Origin of the sequence: Nonomuraea turcica (genome assembly GCF_030718205.1) — a bacterium.
Lineage (GTDB): Bacteria > Actinomycetota > Actinomycetes > Streptosporangiales > Streptosporangiaceae > Nonomuraea.
Genome location: NZ_JAUZQF010000003.1, coordinates 189,033 through 209,835 on the forward strand (window position 1 = coordinate 189,033; position 20,803 = coordinate 209,835).

A 20,803-nucleotide genomic window follows, 5' to 3' on the forward strand; every position below is an offset into this window, starting at 1 on the left:
TCCGATGTATCCGGCTGCAGGAGCCCTCATGCCGACCGCCACGCCGTTACGTCTGTGCGCCGCACTTCTCCTTTCCTTCTTCCTCCTCCCCGCCTCTCCCGCCCGGGCCGCCGAACAGAGCTGGAAGATCTCAGGTCTCCCCGGCGGCCCGGCGGCGGAGCTCGCGCTCGACTCGGACGCGGGCACGCTCACCCTGGCCGCCGAGCGCCACGGCGCCCGGGTCCTGGAGCCCAGCCCGGTCGGCCTCGTCACCGAGCGGGCCGACCTGTCCCAAGGGCTGCGCTTCTTGCACCGCAGCGAACGCGTGGTGACCGAGCACTACACCACCACCGTCGGCAAGCGGCTCAAGCGGTCGGCGCTCATGCGGGAGGCCACGTTCGCCTTCGAGAACGCTGTCGGCGCCCGGCTCGACCTGGTCGTCAGGGTCGCCGGGGACGGCGTCGCCTACCGGTATCAGTGGCCGGGCGACCACGGGCCGGTCCTGCGCGAGACATCGGCGTTCACCCTCCGCCCGGACGCCACCGCCTGGTTGGCCCGGCACCGCCGCGACTACGAGAACCCCTTCGTCCAGTACACGGCGCAGAGCGCGCCCGCGGCCGACTTCATGGTGCCCGCCCTGTTCGAGACCGGCGGCGGCCACCTCCTGATCATCGAGTCGGCCCTGGACGGGGGCTACTCGGGGCCGCGGCTGACGCATGAGGAGGGCACCGGCACCTACCGGCTGCAACTGTGGGACCAGCAGGTCCAGGCCGCGGGGGAGACTCCGTGGCGGGTGCTGGTCATGGGGGACCTGGCCACGGTCACCGCGTCCACGCTGGTCGACGACCTCGCTCCTGACTCCGAGGTGCGCGACACCTCGTGGATCCGGCCCGGCCAGGTGCTCTGGACGTGGCTGGCGGGCGGCAGGGAGGCCGGGCAGAGCCTGGAGATCCAGAAGGGGTACGTCGACTACGCCGCCCAGCGCGGCTGGCCCTACGTGGCGGTGGACGCAGGCTGGTACTTCCTGCGGGACCAGTGGGACGTCACCGACCCCGACTGGCCGACGACCAGCTGGATGCCGCAACTCGTCGAGTACGGCCGCGGCAAGGGCGTGGAGATCCTGGTCTGGGTGCACTTCCGCGACCTGGACACCCCCGAGGAACGCGCCCTGTGGCTGCCCACGCTGAACCGCTGGGGCGTACGCGGCGTCAAGATCGACTTCATGGACGCCGAGTCGCAGGAGCGGCTGCGCTGGTACGACGAGATCCTGCCCGCCACCGCCGCGAACCGGCTCCTGGTCAACTTCCACGGCTCGACCGTCCCCAAGGGCATCCACCGCACCTGGCCGCACGTGATGACCATGGAAGGCGTGCACGGCGGCGAGAAGCGCACGCTCACCACCGCGCACGTGACCACCCTGCCCTTCACCAGGAACGTGATCGGCTCCATGGACTACACGCCGATGGCCTTCCACCGGCCGAGCCGGCCCACGTCCGACGCGCACGAGCTGGGGCTGGCGGTGACGTACGAGTCCGGCCTGCAGAACCTGGCCGGCACCGTCGAGTCCTACGAGGCCAGGCCCGAGGCCGAACGGTTCCTCGAGCAGGTGCCCACCGCCTGGGACGAGACGCGGTTGCTGTCCGGCCGCCCGGCCGACCACGTGGTGCTGGCCCGGCGCAGCGGCGACCGGTGGTTCATCGGGGCCGGAGTGTCCGGCGCGGCCCGCACGCTGGACGTCCCGCTGAGCATGCTCCACGGCCGGTGGCTGGTCGAGGTCGTCCGCGACGGCGCGAACGGCCTGGTACGGGAGAGCCACGTGATCGACGGGCCGCGCGACCGGCTGAGCGTGGCGGTGCCCGCCGAGGGCGGGTACGCGGCGATCGCCTGCCGCCGGCACGCCGCGATCACCACGTGCGACCGATAGACCTCCGATCTGCCATCCGACACACATCCGATGTATAGGTGCACCCTCATGAAGAAACGGTTACTGGCAGGGCCGATCGCCCTCGCACTCGGCGCGGCGCTGACCGTGGTCCCGGCCACGCAGGCGCAGGCCGGGCACGCGGCGCAGCCGTACACGCTGTGGTACGACGAGCCGGCCCCCGACTCCAACCAAGGCTGGGAGACCAGGTCGCTGCCGATCGGCAACGGCGCCATGGGCGCCACCGTGTTCGGCGGCGTGCAGGCCGAGCGGCTCCAATTCAACGACAAGACCCTGTGGACCGGCGGCCCCGGCGTCTCCGACTACACCTACGGCAACTGGGACGCCCCTCGGCCCGGCGCGCTGGAGGCCATCAGGGAGCGGATCTGGAAGGAAGGCGGCATCTCGCCCAATGACGTGCTGGCCGCGCTCGGGCACAAGTCGGACACGCCGCGACACCGCAGGTTCGGCGCGTACCAGAGCTTCGGCGACGTGCGCCTCGCCTTCCCCGAACTGCCGGCGCAGGTGGCGGACTACCGCAGGGAGCTGGACATCGCGCGCGGCGTGGCCGGCGTGTCGTTCACGGCCGGCGGCGTGCGCCACACCCGCGAGTACTTCGCCTCCGCGCCGGCCGGCGTGGTCGTGGCCCGGGTCACCGCCGACCGGCCCGGCGGGGTGACGTTCACCGCCAGGATCGCCGTGCCCGCCAACCGCTCGGCGACCGCCACGGCCGCCGGCGGCCGGGTCACCGTCAAGGGGGCGCTGACCAGCAACGCGATGGCGTACGAGGCCCAGCTCCAGGTCCTCAACCAGGGCGGGACCAGGACCGACAACTCCGACGGGACCGTCTCCGTGGCCGGCGCGGACTCCGTGGTCCTCATCCTCGGCACCGGCACCGACTACGCCCCCGACTACCCCACCTACAAGGGCGAGGACCCGCACGCCAAGCTCACGGCACGGGTCGACGCCGCCGCCGCACGCGGCTACGCCAAGCTGTTGTCCGCGCACCGGGCGGACCACGCCGCCCTGTTCGACCGGGTACGGCTGGACCTCGGCGGCAGCCTGCCCGCCGTGCCGACCGACGACCTGCTCGCCCAGTACGGCACCGCCCCGGCCGCGGACCGGGCGCTGGAGCAGCTCTTCTACCAGTACGGCCGCTACCTGCTGATCGCCTCCTCCCGCCCCGGGTCGCTGCCGGCCAACCTCCAGGGCGTGTGGAACGTGCTCGAGGCCCCGCCATGGCAGGCGGACTACCACCTCAACATCAACCTGCAGATGAACTACTGGCCGGCCGAGATGACCAACCTGGCCGAGCTGGCCGAACCCCTGCACACATACGTGGACGGGCTACGCGAACCCGGCCGGGTCACCGCCAAGCAGATGTTCGGGGCGGACGGCTGGGTCGCCCACCACGCCTCGAATATCTTCGGCCACACCGGGGCATGGGACCATCCCGCCTACTTCTTCCCCGAGTCGGGCGCCTGGTTGTCCCTCCAGCTCTACGACCACTACCGGTTCACGCTGGACAAGCGGTTCCTGAAGCGGACCGCGTACCCGGTCATGAAGGAGACCGCGGCGTTCTGGCACGACTTCCTGCAGACCGACCCCAGGGACGGCAAGCTCGTCGCCATCCCCAGCCGATCTCCCGAGATCGGCCCCACCACGGCGGGGGCGGCGATGTCGCAGCAGATCCTCTGGCACCTGTTCACCGACCTGCGCGAGGCCGCGGAGCTGGTGGGCGACGAGAAGGAGGCGGCCGCCGCCGCCGACGTGCTGGCCAAGCTCGACCCCGGCCTGCGGATCGGGAAGTGGGGGCAGCTGCAGGAGTGGAAGGAGGACATCGACGACCCGGCGGAGACCCACCGGCACGTCTCCCACCTGTTCTCGGTGCACCCGGGGCGGCAGGTCTCGCCGCGTACGACGCCGGAGCTGGCGCAGGCGGCCAAGGTCTCGCTCAACGCCCGCACCGACGCGGGCACCGGCTGGAGCAAGGCCTGGAAGATCAACTTCTGGGCGCGGCTGCTCGACGGCGACCGGGCGCACAAGCTGCTGGCCGACCAGCTGAAGACCAGCACGCTGGCCAACCTCTGGGATACGCACCCGCCGTTCCAGATCGACGGCAACTTCGGCGCCACCTCCGGCATGACGGAGCTGTTGCTGCAGAGCCACCTCGGGGTGATCGACGTGCTGCCCGCGCTGCCCGCCGCCTGGGCCGACGGCAGCGTTTCCGGGCTGCGTGCCCGCGGCGGCCACACCCTCGGGCTGACGTGGGCGTCGAAGCGGTTGTCCGAGGCGCGGCTGACGGCCGATGAGGGCGGCACGGTCACCCTGCGGAGTGACGCGTTCCGCGGCGGGGTCCGGGTCACGACGGATCGCGGGCGGCCGGTCGCGCACACCACGGATGGCGACATCGTGACCTTCCGTACCCGGCCCGGCGGGGACTACCGGATCGTGCCGGCCGGCCGGTAGACGGCACCCGATCGTCCCGGCCGGCCGGTAGACGGCGCGGGGCCCGAGCCGATGGAGGCGGTCTCGGGACCCTGCCCTCTCCGGGCCCGGCATCCGCGGGCCCGGAGGGGGTAGGGGGTGCGCAGGGGGAAAGGAGGCCGTCATGCAGCACAACGGCCTGCGTACCGCGGTTCTCCTCGGTGCGCTGTCCGCTTTGATCATTCTGGTGGGGTGGTGGCTCGGCGGCGGGCGCGGGGTGCAGATTGCGGTCCTCGTCGCGCTCGCGAGCAACGCCGTCGCCTACTTCTTCTCGGACAAGATCGCACTGTCGGCCATGCGCGCGCAGCCGGTCGGACAGTCCGACTGGCCGGAACTGCACAGGATGGTCCGCGAGCTGTCGGACCGGGCGGGCCAGCCCATGCCACGGCTGTACATGTCGCCGATGCTGCAGCCCAACGCGTTCGCCACCGGCCGCAATCCTGAGCACGCGGCCGTCTGCGTGACCTACGGGATCACCCACATGCTGAACGAACGCGAGCTGCGCGCCGTCATTGGTCACGAGCTGTCGCACGTGTACAACCGCGACATCCTGATCTCCTCGGTCGCGGGCGCGCTGGCCACGATGATCACCTACCTGGCTTACATGGTGGGGTTCTTCGGGGGCGGCGGCCGCAACAACAACGGGCCGGGGGTGTTCGGGGTGCTGGCGCTGATGATTCTCGGGCCGATGGCCGCCGCGATGATCCAGATGGCCATCTCGCGGGCGCGGGAGTACCAGGCGGACGAATCGGGCGCCCGGCTGACGCAGGACCCGCTGGGGCTGGCCAGCGCGCTGCGGAAGATCGATGCCGGTACGCGGCAGGTGCCGCTTCCGCAGAACGCCCGGCTGGAGTCGACTTCCCACCTCATGATCGCCAACCCGTTCCGCGGTGGCGGTCTCGGGCGGCTGTTCTCCACGCACCCGCCCATCGCCGATCGGATCCGCCGGCTGGAGTCCATGGCCGGGATCCAGGGCTGATCGCGGGAAATGCGGCGGCTGGCGGAGGGGACGCCACCGGAGCGGGAGCGCCATGTCGATCTGCTCCGCGCGATCGCCATCACGGCCGTCGTCGTCGGGCACTGGCTGGCGGTGCACGTGCAGGCAACCCCCGCCGGGGGCGTCCAAGCCGGCACCGTGCTGGAGATCGTGCCGTGGACGCGTCCCCTGACCTGGCTGTTCCAGGTCATGCCCGTCTTCTTCCTGGTCGGCGGCTACGCCAACGCCGTCTCGCTGACCGCCCACCGTGACCGCGGCGGCGACGCGGCCGCATGGGTGCTGCGCCGTACCGACCGGCTCGTGCGGCCCACCACCGTCGTGCTGGCCGTGCTGGCCGGATCCGCCCTGGCAGCGCGGGCACTGGGGGCCGATCCCGCACTGGTCGGCACCGCGGTGTGGGCGGCCGGGATCCCGCTGTGGTTCCTGGTCGCCTACCTGGCCGTGGTCGTCCTCACCCCGCTGACCCACGCCCTCCACCGCCGCTACGGCCTGGCCGTCCCGATCGCGCTGACGGTTCTGGTCGGCGTCGGCGACGCGGCCCGGCTGGCGCTGAAGATGCCCGTCGCGGCCGACGGGAACTTCCTGCTCGCCTGGCTGGCCGTTCACCAGCTCGGCTTCGCCTGGCAGGACGGGCGGCTGCCGGCCAGGCCCGCTGTGGGGTTGCCGATGGCCGCCGCCGGGCTGATCGCGCTGGTGGTGCTCACCGTGGCGGGCCCCTACCCGATCAGCATGGTGGGGATCGCGGGAGAGGAGATCCAGAACACCTCGCCTCCCACCGTGGCGCTGCTGGCGCTGGCGGTGACGCAGACGGGGCTCGCCCTGGCGTTCCGCGCTCCGGCGACCCGGTGGCTGCGACGGCCGCGGCCCTGGACGGTGATCGTGGCGGTCAACTTGGTCATCATGACGCTGTTCCTGTGGCACATGACGGCCGCCGTGCTCGGCGCCCTGGCGCTGCACCGGACGGCCGTGCTGGCGGAGCCGCCCGGGTCGTCCGCGTGGGTGCTGATGCGGCTGCCCTGGCTGGTCGTGCTGACGCTGATCCTCGGCGTGCTGGTGCTGGTGTTCGGTCGTGTCGAACGGCGCGCCGGCCCTCGCCCCGCGGCGGGCGCCGTGGCCGGCGCGATAGCTGGCGCCCTCACGGTCCTCGGTGTGGGCGGGGTGCTCGCGGGCCTGCTCGGGGTCGCGCTGACCGGCCCGGGCGCGCACGGCTGGCCCGCCACGACCTTGATCGCCTACTTCGCCGGCGCCGGTGTCCTGCGGCTCGCCCGGTGGCGATCGGCCTCATGACTCGTGGGGGGCGCGTTCGGCGTAGAGCGCGGGCAGGAAGTGCTCCAGATTGCCGATCTCTTCGATGTGGTGGCGGGTCCACGCCTGCAGCTTCGCCGGAGGGAAAGCCCGGGTCGTCGCGACCCGGTTCAACGCCAGGCGGCCGAGCGGCGAATGGTCACCCAGGCGCATCCGGGTCACGTACCGCACGCCCTCGGGTGCGGCGGCGAACTCGTTCTCCAAGCGAACCAGGTGGGTGCCCGCGACCCGCTTGGCGATGATCGCGCCCGCCGCGCCCAGCTCCTCGACCTGGACGCGGATGTCGATCAGCCGGCCGGGGTCGCGCCCGAGGGCCTCGGTGATGTGCAGCTGCGCGCCCGGGCCGACGCCGCCGCCCGCCGCCGGCCGGATCACCTGGTACAAGATGTGGTCCAGCGGGTGCCAGACCAGGTAGCGGGGGTAGACGTCGCCAGCGTAGGCCATGGTTCCCGGGACGTGGGCGTACCACCAGGCGAGCATGTCCGGCGTGACCCCGCTGAGCGGGGCGTGCTCGATGCTGACCACGACCTGACCGTCATGGGCGGTGCGGGACACCTTCGCCGACTCGGCGGGGCGCAGTGGCCACAACACCGGACGTGCGGGGGAAGTCGCTGTCCGATCATGCACCCCGGCCTACCCCGCGACCGGTGTCCGACACGTGCCCCAACCTCGCCACGGCAGGTACCGTCACGTCGTGCCCCTGGGTCAGCCGAGGCGGGCGAGCTCCTCCTTACTGAGCTCCAGAGTGGCGGCGCCGACGGAGTCGAGGATCGTCTCCGGGCGGCTGGCGCCGGGAATGGGGATGACGACGGGGCTGCGGGCCAGCTCCCACGCGAGGCAGACCTGCTGCGGCGACACGCCCCGCTCCTCGGCGATCTCGTTGAAGGCGGTGTTGTGCCGGCCGAGCTCCCCGGTACGGCTGATGCCGCCCAGCGGCGACCACGGCAGGAAGGCCAGGCCGAGCTCGGCGCAGACGTCGATCTCGGGCTCGCTGGAGCGGAACCGCGGTGAGTACTCGTTCTGGACGCTCACCAGACGGTCACCGAGGATCTCGTGGGCGAGCCTGATCTGCTCCGGGTTAGCGTTCGAGATGCCCGCCATCTGGATCTTGCCGGCGTCGTGCAGGTCCTTCAGCGCGCCGATCGTCTCCTCGTACGGCACCCGCGGGTCCGGCCGATGGTGCTGGTAGAGCCCGATGCTGTCGACGCCGAGCGCCTTGAGCGACCGGTCGCAGGCCTCCTTCAGGTACGACGGGCGGCCGTCCACGTCCCAGCCGTCCGGCACGCGGGTGTGCCCGCCCTTGGTCGCGACCAGCACCGTGCCGGCGTCCCCGGCCCACAAGGACAGCGCCCGGGCGACCAGCCGCTCATTGTGTCCGACGTCGGTGTGCGACGGCGTATACGCATCAGCCGTGTCTATCAACGTCACGCCCGCGTCCAGGGCCGCCAAAATGGTACGGATCGACTGGGCTTCGTCCGGCATGTGACCGGCCACGGACATGGGCATGGCCCCAAGCCCGATGACGCCCACGCTGTGATTTCCCAAGGCACGTGTTCTCATGGGTCCACCCTGTCTGCTGGAGCGCACTCCAGGTCAAGACGGCCGGCCCGTCATGGGCGCACGGCGCCGAGCAGGCGCGTACGCCAGTAGTCGTCGAGGTCGACCACCTTGACGACGTCCCCGGTCTGGGGCGCGTGGACCATTTTCCCGTCGCCGGCGTACATGCCCATGTGCCCGAGCCCTTTACTGAAGAGCAGATCTCCCGGCTCGATCGTGTCCATGGAGACACGACGGCCGGCGCCCCAGCTCCACTGGTCATAGGTCGTGCGCGGCAAGGAGACGCCGGCAGTGCGCCAGGCGGCCTGGACGAGGCCGGAGCAGTCGAAGGAGCCCGGCCCGGTGCCGCCGAACCGGTACGGCTTGCCCACCTGGGCGAAGGCGAACTCGAGTGCTGATCGGGCGTTCCCGGAGGCCGGGCCGGTGTACTGGATCCCAGGGCTTTCGGGGTTGCCGGTCCGGAAGAGGCCCAGCCGGCGCATGAGCCTGGTCTGCGCCGTGACCATCTTGTCGACCTTGGACTTCTCCGCGCGGACCTTGTCGCGGGCGGCCTCGGCCGCCGCCAGGACGGTCTTGGCCTCGGCGTGCCGGTCGCGCAATTCCTTGATGGCCGCCTCGTAGGCGTCCGCCTTCGCCGCCCGCGCTCGCGCCATCTCCTCGAGCGAGGCCATCGTGCCCAGGATCGCCTCGGGGTTGCTCGGGGCGGTCAGCGGCGCCCAGCTCCCGAACGGGCCGAACTTGTAGTCGTTCACGGCAAGGGTGACGAGGTCCCGGCGCAGGGCGTCGGCTCGGGCGTCCTTGCCGGCGAGCTCGGTCTTGAGCACGTCGTACTTCTTCTTGGCCGTCTTGTAGGTCTCGGTGGCCTGGTTGTACTTCTCGACCAGCTGGTCGGCCTGCTCGTTCAGCTTCACCAGCCGGGCCCTGGCCTGGGCGGGCGACGGATCGGCCCGCGCGACCCCAGGGGTGGCGGCCAGCGCGACCGAGGCCAGCGCTAATGCTGCTGCTGTTCGCCCACGCCATGTCGCCGCGGCCACGACCATGCCTCCTCGTCCGAGTGGACTGTGGTGCCGATCCATGGGGAGATACGCGGGCCGGCCCCAGGATGTTCAGCAGGCGTGAACTCTTGGCGCCATACCGGGCTAGTACTGGGTGTAAGCCGGTCACGGTGAGAAGGACGCGTATGCCCCTACCTGATGTGATGCGTTCGGAGAGTGACGACGCGACGTTAATCGCGCGCTCCTTCGACGACCCCCAATACTTCGGTGAGCTGTTCAGGAGACACGCCCCGCCCCTGCACCGCTACGCCGCCCGCCGGCTCGGTGGCGATCTCGCCGACGACATCGTGGCGGAGACGTTCCACGTGGCGTTCAGCAAGCGGGAGAGCTACGACCAGGCGCGGAGTGATGCCTTGCCGTGGTTGTGGCGCATCGCGACGAACCTGATGCGCCGTCACCACCGGTCGGAGTCGCGGATGTACCGCGCGCTGGCCCGCACCGGTGTGGACCCCGTGCTGGAAGGCCACGCCGACCTGGTCGCCGAACAGGTCACCGCCGCCGCGGGGACCTCGGACCTGGCGGCAGCGCTGGCCGGGCTGCGCAAAGGAGATCGTGACGTGCTGCTGCTGATCGCCTGGGGCGAGCTCAGCTACCAGCAGGTGGCCGACGTCCTGGACATTCCCGTGGGCACCGTGCGGTCGCGGCTGAACCGCGCCCGCACCAAAGTTCGGAAGGCGCTCGATGAACGAGACTGAACTGCTGGAGAAGATGAGATCGCAGATCGCCCTGCGGGACCCCGACGAGCTCGCCCTGGCCATTGGCTGGCGGCCGGGGGAGCCGGCGAAGACGCGGCGACCTCATCGGTGGCGTCGGCTGGTTACCGGCGCGGTCGTGACGGCCGGGCTCGCAGCGGCCGCCGTGGTCGGCCCGAGCGTCGTGGCCGGGATCGGGGGAAGCGCCACGTCCTATGCCAGCTCGGCCATCGACGTCAGGCAGGAGAACGGGAAGTGGGTGGCCAGGATCAAGGATCCGCTGGCCGAGCATGCCGAATACGCCAAGGCCTTCCGTGCCGTCGGGCTGAACGTCGACCTGCAGCTCGTGCCCGTCTCGCCCAGCTTCGTCGGTGATCTGGTCCGGGCACGGCCCGGACCGACGCCCGAGGGGACGTTCGAGGGCGGCCTCGAACCCAGCGGTTGCAGGATCGGCGAGGCGGGATGTCATCTGGCATTCCGGGTTCCCGTCGGTTTCGAGGGCGACGTACGTGCCCAGCTCGGTCGGCCGGCGGAGTCCGGCGAGGTCTACCAGGCGGCGGCCAAGGCTACGATGCCGGGGGAGGCGCTCGAGGGCGTGCGGCTGGAGGATCGCACCGTCGGCGAGGTGCTCGACGAGGTACGCAAGCGTGACCTGCAGGTCGTCTATGAGCTGGTGAGGACGACCCCCCGCTCCTCGACGTTCTTCGCCGACGGGAGGAAGGGCGCCTTCGTCAGGTACGAACCCATCGCCGCCGACGCGGTGGGCTCGGACTGGCTGGTGTGGCGGGCGGTGTCGCAGAGCGACAGGGTGGTCAAGCTGATCGTCACACCCCAGCCCCTGAAGCTCGACGTTCCGCTGCCGTTGTCTTGATCCGCCACAGACGAGCCGTGGCGAGCACGACGAGCACTGTGGCCGCGGAGGTGAGCAGGCCGCCCTCGCCCAGCAGCCATGCCGATGCCGTGCCGGGGCCGGTCATCGGCTGGGCGACGAAGTAGATGGAGGCGTTCAGCGTGGCGTGGAAGAGCAGGACCGGCCAGATGCTGCCGGTCCGCAGCCGCAGCCACACCAGCGGGAACGCCAGCGCCACGGCCTCGACGGTGAAGATCGCCATGGCGTAGGCGGCGGGCACGCCGGGCTCGACCGCGCCGGGCACGAACAGCATCAGCGGATAGTGAAACGCGGCCCAGGCAAGCCCGACGATCAGTGCGGTGGCGTCGGGGCCACGGGTCTCGGCCAGGCGCACGGTCAGCAGGGAGCTCCAGCCGAGCTGCTCGCCGAGCGCCAGCACCAGGAAGGGCACGACGCCGGGGACCAGGCCGATCAGCACGTCCAGCGGCGACCCGGGGACGAATGCGGCCAGGCCGGTTACCCAGGCGACGCCGTACCCGGCGCCGACGCAGAGCATCGGCAGGAGCCAGGCCAGGGCCAGCACGCGCAGCGGGACCCGGCGGAAGCCCCAGTCGAGGCGGCGGGTGGCGATCGGAGCGGCCAGGGCAGGGAGGAACGCCTGACCGAAGAGGGCGATCTGGGCGGGGACGGGGGCCTGGTCAAGGTGGGCGATGTTCGCACCCTGGGCGATGGCCAGGGCAACACTGGGCAGGACCAGCGCGGGGAGCGCCACGGCGAAGGTGGTGAGCTGTCGGTTCATGCCGAGCACTCCACCAGGCCGGCGGTCCTGAGCACATGAGGCGCGGGTCCCGGTCCTGCCAGGACAGGACCGGGGTCCCGGGACGGCTGGGTCAGCGGTTGTAGGCGGCGACGACCTCCACCTCGACGAGCCACCCCGCCACGGGGAGGTTCGCGATCTCGATCGTCACGCGGGCCGGGCGGGCGGCGTTGGCCTCCATCGGCGGGGCGGGCGGCGCCGTGCCCAGCGGGACGGGGACGGGCTTGCCGGTGGCCAGGTCCACGTTGGCGAAGAACTGGCGGTAGGCGCGGTTCCAGCCGGCGAAGTCCGCCTCCGCCGCGCCCGGCGGCTTCTCCAGGTAGGCGCGCATCGAGACCACGTCGCCGAGGCCCAGGCCGGCCGCGGTGAGGTTGGCCTTGATGCGCTTGAGCACGTTGAGGGCCTGCGCCTCGGTGATCGTGACGCCGGGCGGGAGCGCTGCGCCGGGGAAGTCGATGTAGCGCTCGGGGGAGTCGGCCGGGGCCGCGGGGTTGGCCGCCGCCGGGCCCAGCCCGCTGGCGGTGTACGTGGCGACGAGCTTGCCGAGTGCCACGCCGTCGGCGATCGCCGGGTTGGTGTTGCCCGCCGGGAGGAAGGGCTTGACCTCGGTGGGCTTGGGTGACCACCACGTGGTGGCGGCGGCCGTACCCGAGCCCAGGACGAGGACGGCGGCCGCGGCGAGAGCGGCGGTGCGGATCTTCATAGGGGAGGGTTTCCTCTCAGGAGGTGCTCAGGACGCGCTGGTGCAGCTCGGTGACGACCTTGCGGGCCGACTCCAGAGCACCCGACTGCCAGGCGATCATGTAGCTCAGCCAGTCGCCCGCGAAGTACACATGGCCGGCGGGCTTGTTGAGCAGCTGGTATGCGCCCTGCCTGGACGGCCACCCCACCCAGGCGCCCTCGATGTGCGGCTGGAGCTTCCAGGCGACGGACACCGACGACGCCAGCTCGTCGCGGTACTTCGCACCGTGGATGAGCATGCCCTGCTCGACCGCGCGGCGCTCGCGGTCGGCGTGCTTGAGCGCGGCGTACGCGTCGGCCTGCGCGCCGAAGTTGTAGTAGCCGACGACCAGGCCGCGGGCCGAGCCGTACCCGTAGGAGGGGTACCAGATCGTGGCGAGGTCGAGGTCGGTGCTGGTGATGCCGCCGTAGATGTCCTCGTCGGTCTCCCACCAGCGGCGGCGGTATTCCAGCCCGATTTTGCCCGAGCTGGCCACGGTCGGCGTGGTGAGCGCGGCCTGCACCTCCGCACCCAGATTGTGCGGGGTCTTGGCCAGGATGTGTGGCGGCATCGCGGCCACGCACATGTCCGCCTTGATCTTCTGCGTACGGCCGTGCCGGTCGGTGTACTCCACCTCCACGCCGTCCGGCAGGTCGGTGATCTTGGTGACGGCGGCCCGCAGCTTGATCCGCTGCCGCCCGATCTTGTCGGCGAACGCCCGCGGGATCTGGTCCATGCCGCCCACCGGCTGGAACATCAGCATCGCCTGGTCGTAGCCGAACTCGAACGCGAAGCGCTGCCCGATGCCGCTCGACAACACCTCCGACAGCGACGGCACCGGCCCGAGCACCGTGCCCGGCTGCTCGCCCGCTCCCGGGTTCACGCCGTAGCCGCGGCGTGAGCTCCCGGAGTACTTGAACCCGCTCGCCTTGTTGCCCACCGCCCCGAAGCTCGACAGGAACGCGATCAGCCGCTCCTTGTCCTGCGCGGTCAGCGCCCCGTCCAGCGCGCCCGCGTCGGTCGCCCGCGACAGCAGCTCCGACACGTACCCGTAGACGTCGGCCTTGGCCGTGCGCCAGCGGACGGGAGCCGGCATGCCCTGGTGATAGATGTACGACTGCGCGTTGGAGTTCGTGAACACCTCCAGGTCCACGCCCAACTCGCGGCAGTAGTCCATGGTGACCATCCACTGCGCCAGCCGCGCCGGTCCCGCGTTGAGGTAGGCGCCGTCCCGGAAGCGCGCGACCTGCGTGGAGCCGTCCAACTCGGTGACGCGGTCGCCGCCGCGGATGGTCCAGTTGCGCCCGCCGACCCGGTCGAGGGCCTCCAGGATCGTGCAGTCGTAGCCCGCCTTGCCCAATTCGTATGCCGTGGCCAGCCCGGCCACTCCCGCGCCGAGGATCACCACCTTCTTCGCAGCCCGCCCGGTGAGCGAGAAGTCGGATGACTGCGGTGGGTCGAAGGCGGCCTTCGCGGACGCCTCGGCGGTCGGCGCGAGCCCGAGCGCCCCCATGGTTGCGAAGAGCGCGCCTGCTCCGCCGGACAACCCCACTGCGGACAGGAACTCGCGTCTGCTGTTCCCCAACACGCACCTCCATGATTGGTCGGAGGTGAGTCTGCGAGTGTTTTGTTGCCAGTGATCAGGTCGTGTGTTCTAAATGGGTTTCGGCACGGTCATCGGGGCGGGCGGGGAAAGGTGAGCTCAGTGCGGTTGCCCCTAGAGGGCGGCGATGACCCGTACGCGGTCGGCGACCACGCGCTTGCTGATGTCCGCGTTCGGGTTGAGCCAGTCGTGCGCGTGCGGGGCGCCGGGGTGGACGTGCAGCTCGCAGGAGATGCCCGCGGCCAGCAGCTTCCCGGCGTACACGATGCTCTCGTCGCGGAAGATGTCCAGGTCGCCCACCTCGATGTAGGCAGGCGCCAGCCCGGCGAAGTCGCGCAGGCGGGCCGGCGCCGCCACCGGGGGCACCGACGGCGTGCCGAGCGCGTCGCCCAGCAGGGCCTTCCAGCCGGTGTAGTTGTTGTCGTAGGTCCACACCGCCATGGGCGCCAGCACCGGGTCGGGCTTGGTGTTGCGGTCGTCGAGCATCGGGTAGATCAGGATCTGCCTGGCCAGCCGCACGCCGTTGTCGCGGGCCAGGATGGCCGCGGCCGCGCCGACGCCGCCACCGCCGCTGTCGCCCATCAGCGCGATGCGCGCGTGATCGACTCCCAGCTCGCCGGCGTGGTCGAACAGCCACCTGACCCCGGCGAAGGAGTCCTCGGCAGGCGTGGTGCCGGGGAACTCCGGCGCCAGGCGGTAGCCGACGGCGAGGAACGGAACCCCGGTGAGCTGGACGTAGTGCCGCACCAGCCGGTCGTAGTTGTCCAGCGACCCGCAGATCATGCCGCCGCCGTGGATGTAGACCACGGCGGCGCCGGTACGCGACCCGGCGTGGGTGTACCAGCGCATGGGGATGGCGGCGCCGTCCGTGGCGGTCGCGGTGCACGGCGTCATGGTCACGTCGGGGGTGTCCGGCAGGGCGTCGAAGGCCATCTTCAACGTCTCGTCGATCATCGCCCGCAGGCCGATGGCGTCACCCCGCTCGGGCAGGGTGACGTCGGCCATGGTCTGCGCCTGGGCCATCAATACGGCCGCGATCTCCGGGTCAAGCGTCATCGTCATGGGTTCCTCCTGTGGGGGGTGGCGGAGCGGGGGGTGTCTGTGCGGCGATGTCGGCTGGGGTGGGGAGTGTCTGTGTGGCGATGTCGGCTTGGGTGGCGGGTGTTTGCGGGCCGACGTCGACCTGGAGCGCCGGCAGGGCGTTGCCGCTGCCGACCAGCCACGGCGGCATCAGCGCCGTGATCGCTTCGGCCAGCTCATGGGGACTGCACGGGTCGGGATCGGCCAGCCACTCCGACAGCACGGCCAGGACGCCGCCGATGACGAACGCTGCCGCCCGCCGGCTGTCGAGCCTCTCCGGGCGTCCTGGCACCGCCTCGATCGACTGCTGGGTCTGGCGTACCAGCGCCTCGCGCAGCTCATCGCGGGCCGAGCCGTCGCCGGCCGCGGCCACCAGCGTCGCGTACAGGTGCCGATGCCCGGCGATGTGCGCGAAGAAGGCGCCGTACGTCATCCGGGTGACGCTCGCGCCGGACAGGTCGTTGGCCCGCCGCATCGCGGTGTCCCGCTCGCCCAGCTCATCCAGCGCGGTGCGGACCGCGGCGATGCCGAGCTCCTCGATGGAGGTGAAGTGGCAGTAGAAGGCGCTGCGGCTCACCCCGGCTTCGCGCACGAGAGAGGCCACGGTCGGCACCTGACCCGTGAGGGCGAGCTGGCGCTCGAACTCGGCCAGGAGTAAAGCGCGGGTCCGTTGTGCCCGAGGATCGGCCAGGTCGCCGGTGCGCATGAACGCCGCCGGGGGAACTCCGGTGAGAGCCATGCCGGACACTCTAGAAAGGTATCGGACACATGTCCAGTACTTGTCGGACACATGTCCATGAGATCTGATACCGCAGGTCGACACCCACTCCGGTGTCCAGATGGGCGTGCCGGATTTGCCGGCGCCGATGCGGCCATGGGTGGCACCGTGAGTCATCGCCGAGAGCAGCCTCCACGTCGCGCGCCGGCTCCACCTCGCCGCCTTCGGGCGGATCGCCGCAGTGTAGTTATCGGTCTCTATCGGGAGTGCGCTCGAGCAGGCGTCAGCGGGGCAGGGTGGTAAGAGGGTGGACATATTCGACCGCGACCTGTGGCCCATACCCGTGCGGCTAGCTGCGAAAACGCGGCTATGTCGGCCATGCATCTATGTAACGCCTAGGTAACGTATTCTTGTCGGTCGGCTAACTTCCGGCCTAATCTCCAGGAGAACGGTTTCTATCTAGCCCGAAAGCACCCCCATGCGCCTACGGCACCCTTTACGCGGCCTCCTGGCCGCGATCCTGCTGCTGCCCTTTCATGTCCCGGCACCCGCCGCGGCCACAACCACCGCCCCGTTGCCCGCCGGATACGTGGACGTGGTCACGTTCGGCGACACCGCGTCCGAGAGCGCGCACGCGCTGCAGGCGGCGTCCACCGCGGTGGTGGACGGGGCCCTGGGAGAGCCGGCCAGGGTCGCCAAGCCGACCGACCCGCCGAGCGTGAAGGGTGGTGAGCTGCGGTTCAGGGTGGCGGTCGACCCGGTCGCGCAGAACTACTTCACGCTGAAGTTCTGGGGCGGCGACGTCTCGCCGTACAAGACGATCGCCTACATCAACGGCGAGCAGATCGGCTACCGCCGCTCCGGCGACTACGAAGCGATCAATCTCGGCTCCAGCAGACCGCTGCCCGGCCGGTTCTCCTACAACACGATCATGTTGCCGCTGGAGCACACGCGGGGCCGGCGGGTGGCGGAGATGACCGTCAGGACCTATGACGGCGGGTTCAGCCAGCCGGTGACCGCCGACTCGCGCGGCTACTACAAGGCCTACACGCACACCACCGCTCACCTGGACGTCTCCGGGGAGAAGCAGGGGACCGACGCTCCGGACACCACGCCCGCGGATGGTTCGTCCGACGCCGAGAAGCAGGCGCTGGTCGATCGTTACCGCAAGAGCCAGATCGATCTGTTCAACCAGTACAGCACGCAGCTCGACGCCTCGCCGGGCGCCAAGTTGTCGATCGTCCGCTACCAGGAGGACCTGCGCTTCTACGCCTCGGCGCTGCTGGAGCCGTGGGTGCCGGCGAACACGCCCGAGCCCAGGAAGGCGGCGCTGCGTCGGCTGTTCAAGGCCATCGACAACCACGTCAAGGACTACTACGCCAACACCCGGCTGCTGCTGCGGGGCGGCCACCAGGGTGACTGGGGCGGCTACTACGGGGCACTCGGCGAGGCCCTCTACATCGTGGAGAACCTGATCCCCGAGGTCTACGGCACGCAGGAGTTCGCGGCGTTCCTGGACGAGCCCTTCGTCACCGGCACGCAGGACGGGCCGTCCTCGCTCAAGGGCGTGGACTGGGACGGCGGGGAGTTGTCCCGGCGCGAGGCGTACGAGCGGGTGCTCAAGGCCAACTTCGACTTCGCCCGGGCCCGCCTGTCCTACATCTACAACCAGGTCATGTACACCTACGAGGGCGCGTGGGAGGCGCACGAAGGCCTGCGGGTCATCGGGTCGCGGTTCTACGAGGGCAAGGCCAGGAGCCACCGGATCCTGCTGGAGTCGCTCGGCGCCGAGCCCTTCCTCGGTGAAGAGGTGCTGGTGGGGCCTGACGGCAAGGACCTGGACCTCTACCACTCGCTCTTCTACCACGATCAGACCGCCCGCTTCACCGACGACTTCGCGCAGATCGTCGCGAAGGGCCTGGCCAAGTCGAAGCTGGACGCGAAGGGCGAGGTGGTGCGCCGGCTGCCGTACGGCGAGCACTACACCGGCATGACCAAAGCGGGCTTGACCAGGGAGAACACCTTCGTCGCCAACTACGGCGAGGCCACCAACTACCTGCCGGAGTGGTTCTTCCGCACCTGGGGGCACAAGGGCGACGAGAAGCTCAACGACGAGATACTCAAGCTGGCGCTGAAGAACCTGCACGCCCGCGGCTACACCCGCTACACCGGCGTCGACACGGTCGGCAAGCGCGTGGCCCTGGCCGAGATGGTCGTCGACGAGCGCAACGCGAGCTACCCCGGCTGGCCGGCCTACGCCCTGCGCAACACCGAGGGCCGCACGATGGAGTACGTCACGCTCGACAAGCACATGGCCGAGCACGCCGAGCGTTACGCGGGCGCGGAGTGGGAGCCGTACCGGCGCTACGCGAACGAGGCGGTCGGATTCGTCCAGCAGCAGCTCGCCGACAACCAGTACTTCAACACGTTCTCCTCCGTGGAGGCCAAGCGGAAGTACGACCTGTGGCTGCCCGAGACCTACGCCTACCTGCGCGGCAGGCCCGCGGCCGGGGTCGTGCTCCCGCAGACGGACTTCGCCGCGTACACGTCCGAGCAGCTCGCCGCGCTGGGCGTCAATCCGGCCCGCTACGAGCGGTTCGCCTTCGCGGACGTGGACAACATGTTCGTCTCCCTCCGCGACGGCGACACCAGGATCTTCGGCTCGCTGTTCGAACGGCAGCGCGGCGTCGCCGGCAACGGCCGGCTACACGTCCTGCACCAGGACCACCACGCCATCGTGCAGGTCGCCACGGACACCCAGTTCACCTTCCGCGACTACAACCTGCGGATGGACAACATCGACGTCGACTTCATGGAGGACCAGCAGAAGGGTGACGGCGGGCTGCCCCAGGCCCTGGCCGGCGAGATCCTGCCCGCCGCCCACCAGCCGGGCGTCGGCACCGTGCGGCGGGAGAACTACGAGTTCGACACCCCCTACTCCGGCTACGCCGACTTCCTGACCGCCCGCTACGGGAGCTACCTGTTCGCGTTCAACACCACCAGGGACGTCTACGGGAACGAGCGGTCGTTCACCCTGGACGTGCCCGGCGACGCGGTGGACCTGGTGTCCGGCAAGCAGGTGGCCAAGGGCGCGGTGAGCGTGTCACCCGAGACCGCGATGGTGCTGAAGCTGGACTCGGCCGAGCGGCCAAGGCCGCACCACGTGGACTTCGTGCAGGCGCTGCGCGACCGCGACGGCGTCACCCTCACCTGGAAGCCCGCCGCCGGCGCGGAGTCGTACACGATCAGGCGCGACGGCAAGGTGATCGCCACCGGCGTCCGCGGCACGACGTTCCCGGCTGACAAACAGGGCGTCTACACCGTGACCGGGGTGGATCGGTACGGCGAAGGGTGGGCGTCGCAGGCCGTCGAGCCGCCCGCCGAGCCGGTCGATCGCATCGGCGAGATCACGGGCCACGTCAAGGCGAGCAAGCAGCGCGTCGAGCTCACCGGCGGCAACGGCAAGGGGCTCGGCGAAGGCGACGACTACTACCTGGACAAGCGCGATATCCAGGACACCCTGCTGTTCTCCAACGAGGTGCTCACCGGCAGCGGCTCGGTCAGCGCCAGGATCGAGCAGGCGCAGGGGCCGGCCAGCGGGGTCATGCTCCGGGCCGACGCCCGCTACATCTACTTCGGCGCCGACGCCGAAGGCCGGCTCGTCCTGCAGAACCGTACCCGCGACTCCCGCCACGACTGGCAGGACGACCGGCGCAGCCCCATTAACCCCGACATCCAGGGCTACACCGCGGCCGAGTACCCGTTCGTCAAGCTGGTGCGCGACGCCGACGCCCACATCGTGCGGGCGTGGGCGAGCAAAGACGGCCGGTCGTGGTCGTTCGTGGCCGAGCTGTTCACTCCCTTCCCCGAAGGCGTGTACGCCGGGGTCGTGGCGGCCACCGCGGCCACGTTCACCGACGTCACGGTCTCGCCCGACCGCGACGGCACCCTGTACGCCCGGGTGGAGCGGGTCAGGGACCAGGTGACGCTGCACTGGAGCAAGCCGGACACCGCCGCCCGGTTCATGGTCTACCGCAAGGACGGCGCGGCCGCCGCCTGGCGCCCGATCCTGTCCAACGCGCTGACCTTCTCCTTCACCGACGAGCCGCTGCGGCACGGCACCCGCTTCTACCGGATCACGACGATCGGCGCGGACGGCGTCGAGCGACCGGGCACGGGCCTGCTCATGGCCACGGCCGAGCCGCTCGCCGCGGTGATCGCCGAGGCGGAGAAGCTGCCCGCGGCCGACTACACCAAGGGCAGCCACTACCTGCTGACCAAGGCGATCGCCGAGGCCAAGGCGGGCGGCGATGAGGACGAGCTGATCGACCGGCTCTACGCCGCCGTCGAGCAACTCGTGCCCATCGGTGCGTTGCTGCAGAAGGTGACCGTCGAGCCGTCCATGGTGGAGGCGTCCACCGAGGCGTGGGGAGGCGGCGGCACCAAGGCCCAGAACGGCTGGCGCGCCTTCGACGGAGACCTCGCCACCGCCACCGACACGACCACGTCGTCGGGCTGGATCGACGTGCGCCTGCCGAAGGCCGTGGCCCTGGACGCCCTCCGCTACCACCCCCGGGTCACGCACGTCACCAGGCTGAACGGGGCCGTGTTGAGGGCATCCCCCGACGGCGGCGCCACCTGGACCGACCTGCACACGGTGAGCGGGGTCGCCGCCGCGCAGTGGTACACGGTCGCCATCCCGCGGACCGCCGCCTACCCGTGGCTGCGCCTCGCCTTCCCGACCGGCAACACGAACGTGGCCGAGATCGAGTTCCTGTCCATGACCGACGACCGTACCCTGCTCGACCTGCTCGTCGAGGAGGCCGAGGCCATCGACCCGAGCCGGCGCACCGCCGAGCTGACCGCCGCACTCGAGCACGCCCGCTCCGACCTGGCCGGCCAGGACCAGATCGACGCGGCGGCCGAGCGGCTGCGCGTCGCGCTCGCGAACCTGTGATCCACCGGCGGTACGGCCCGCTCCGGGCCGTACCGCCACTCCACACCCCTAAGGAGCACGTCCG

At 70.7% G+C, this 20,803-nt stretch carries 15 protein-coding genes; 7 read left to right on the forward strand and 8 right to left on the reverse strand.

Features of this window, described 5'->3' with window-relative positions:
- Window positions 1–28: 28 nt before the first annotated feature.
- The 4 genes from Q9G87_RS09710 (at window position 29) to Q9G87_RS09725 (ending at window position 6,671) form a co-directional block, all read left to right on the forward strand.
- The gene (locus Q9G87_RS09710; RefSeq protein ID WP_305915911.1) at window positions 29–1,903 is read left to right on the forward strand and encodes a glycoside hydrolase family 97 protein; all 1,875 of its coding nucleotides are present in this window, start codon (window positions 29–31) and stop codon (window positions 1,901–1,903) included.
- 48 nt (window positions 1,904–1,951) lie between these two features.
- On the forward strand, window positions 1,952–4,369 hold the full coding sequence (locus Q9G87_RS09715) for a glycoside hydrolase family 95 protein (RefSeq protein WP_305915912.1): 2,418 nt from the start codon (window positions 1,952–1,954) through the stop codon (window positions 4,367–4,369).
- A gap of 142 nt (window positions 4,370–4,511) precedes the next feature.
- Entirely contained in the window at window positions 4,512–5,366 is an 855-nt protein-coding gene (htpX, locus tag Q9G87_RS09720) for a zinc metalloprotease HtpX (RefSeq protein ID WP_305915913.1), read from the forward strand.
- Window positions 5,367–5,375: 9 nt separating this feature from the next.
- Window positions 5,376–6,671, forward strand: coding sequence for an acyltransferase family protein (locus Q9G87_RS09725; protein WP_305915914.1), 1,296 nt, complete (start codon window positions 5,376–5,378; stop codon window positions 6,669–6,671).
- Here Q9G87_RS09725 and Q9G87_RS09730 read toward each other — a convergent pair.
- From Q9G87_RS09730 to Q9G87_RS09740, 3 genes are all read right to left on the reverse strand, one after another.
- The gene (locus Q9G87_RS09730; RefSeq protein WP_305915915.1) at window positions 6,666–7,280 is read right to left on the reverse strand and encodes a DAPG hydrolase family protein; all 615 of its coding nucleotides are present in this window, start codon (window positions 7,278–7,280) and stop codon (window positions 6,666–6,668) included. The two genes, Q9G87_RS09725 and Q9G87_RS09730, sit on opposite strands and share 6 nt — an antisense overlap.
- A 114-nt stretch (window positions 7,281–7,394) precedes the next feature.
- Entirely contained in the window at window positions 7,395–8,249 is an 855-nt protein-coding gene (locus Q9G87_RS09735) for an aldo/keto reductase (protein ID WP_305915916.1), read from the reverse strand.
- 50 nt (window positions 8,250–8,299) lie between these two features.
- On the reverse strand, window positions 8,300–9,280 hold the full coding sequence (locus tag Q9G87_RS09740; RefSeq protein ID WP_305915917.1) for a C40 family peptidase: 981 nt from the start codon (window positions 9,278–9,280) through the stop codon (window positions 8,300–8,302).
- A gap of 164 nt (window positions 9,281–9,444) precedes the next feature.
- Here Q9G87_RS09740 and Q9G87_RS09745 point away from each other — a divergent pair, with 164 nt between their 5' ends.
- Window positions 9,445–9,996, forward strand: coding sequence for an RNA polymerase sigma factor (locus Q9G87_RS09745; RefSeq protein WP_305915918.1), 552 nt, complete (start codon window positions 9,445–9,447; stop codon window positions 9,994–9,996).
- The gene (locus Q9G87_RS09750; RefSeq protein WP_305915919.1) at window positions 9,983–10,864 is read left to right on the forward strand and encodes a hypothetical protein; all 882 of its coding nucleotides are present in this window, start codon (window positions 9,983–9,985) and stop codon (window positions 10,862–10,864) included. The genes Q9G87_RS09745 and Q9G87_RS09750 overlap by 14 nt, the downstream gene beginning before the upstream one ends.
- Here Q9G87_RS09750 and Q9G87_RS09755 read toward each other — a convergent pair.
- The 5 genes from Q9G87_RS09755 to Q9G87_RS09775 form a co-directional block, all read right to left on the reverse strand.
- Window positions 10,818–11,642, reverse strand: coding sequence for a CPBP family intramembrane glutamic endopeptidase (locus Q9G87_RS09755; protein WP_305915920.1), 825 nt, complete (start codon window positions 11,640–11,642; stop codon window positions 10,818–10,820). The genes Q9G87_RS09750 and Q9G87_RS09755 overlap by 47 nt on opposite strands.
- 91 nt (window positions 11,643–11,733) lie before the next feature.
- Window positions 11,734–12,363, reverse strand: a complete 630-nt coding sequence (locus Q9G87_RS09760) for a Rid family hydrolase (protein WP_305915921.1) — start codon at window positions 12,361–12,363, stop codon at window positions 11,734–11,736.
- A gap of 16 nt (window positions 12,364–12,379) precedes the next feature.
- Complete coding sequence (locus Q9G87_RS09765; RefSeq protein WP_371825757.1) at window positions 12,380–13,966, reverse strand: flavin monoamine oxidase family protein; 1,587 nt, start codon at window positions 13,964–13,966, stop codon at window positions 12,380–12,382.
- Between the two features lie 132 nt (window positions 13,967–14,098).
- Window positions 14,099–15,046 carry an alpha/beta hydrolase gene (locus tag Q9G87_RS09770; protein ID WP_305915922.1) on the reverse strand — a complete coding sequence of 316 codons (948 nt, stop codon included), beginning with the start codon at window positions 15,044–15,046 and terminating at the stop codon, window positions 14,099–14,101.
- A complete protein-coding gene (locus tag Q9G87_RS09775; protein WP_305915923.1) occupies window positions 15,030–15,803 on the reverse strand; it encodes a TetR/AcrR family transcriptional regulator in 774 nt (257 codons plus the stop codon). Before Q9G87_RS09775 ends, Q9G87_RS09770 begins: the two co-directional genes overlap by 17 nt.
- Before the next feature lie 457 nt (window positions 15,804–16,260).
- On the opposite strand from Q9G87_RS09775, the gene Q9G87_RS09780 reads away from it, so the two are divergent.
- Window positions 16,261–20,739 (forward strand): hypothetical protein, encoded by a 4,479-nt coding sequence (locus Q9G87_RS09780; RefSeq protein WP_305915924.1) that lies wholly within the window; start codon window positions 16,261–16,263, stop codon window positions 20,737–20,739.
- Window positions 20,740–20,803 lie beyond the last annotated feature (64 nt).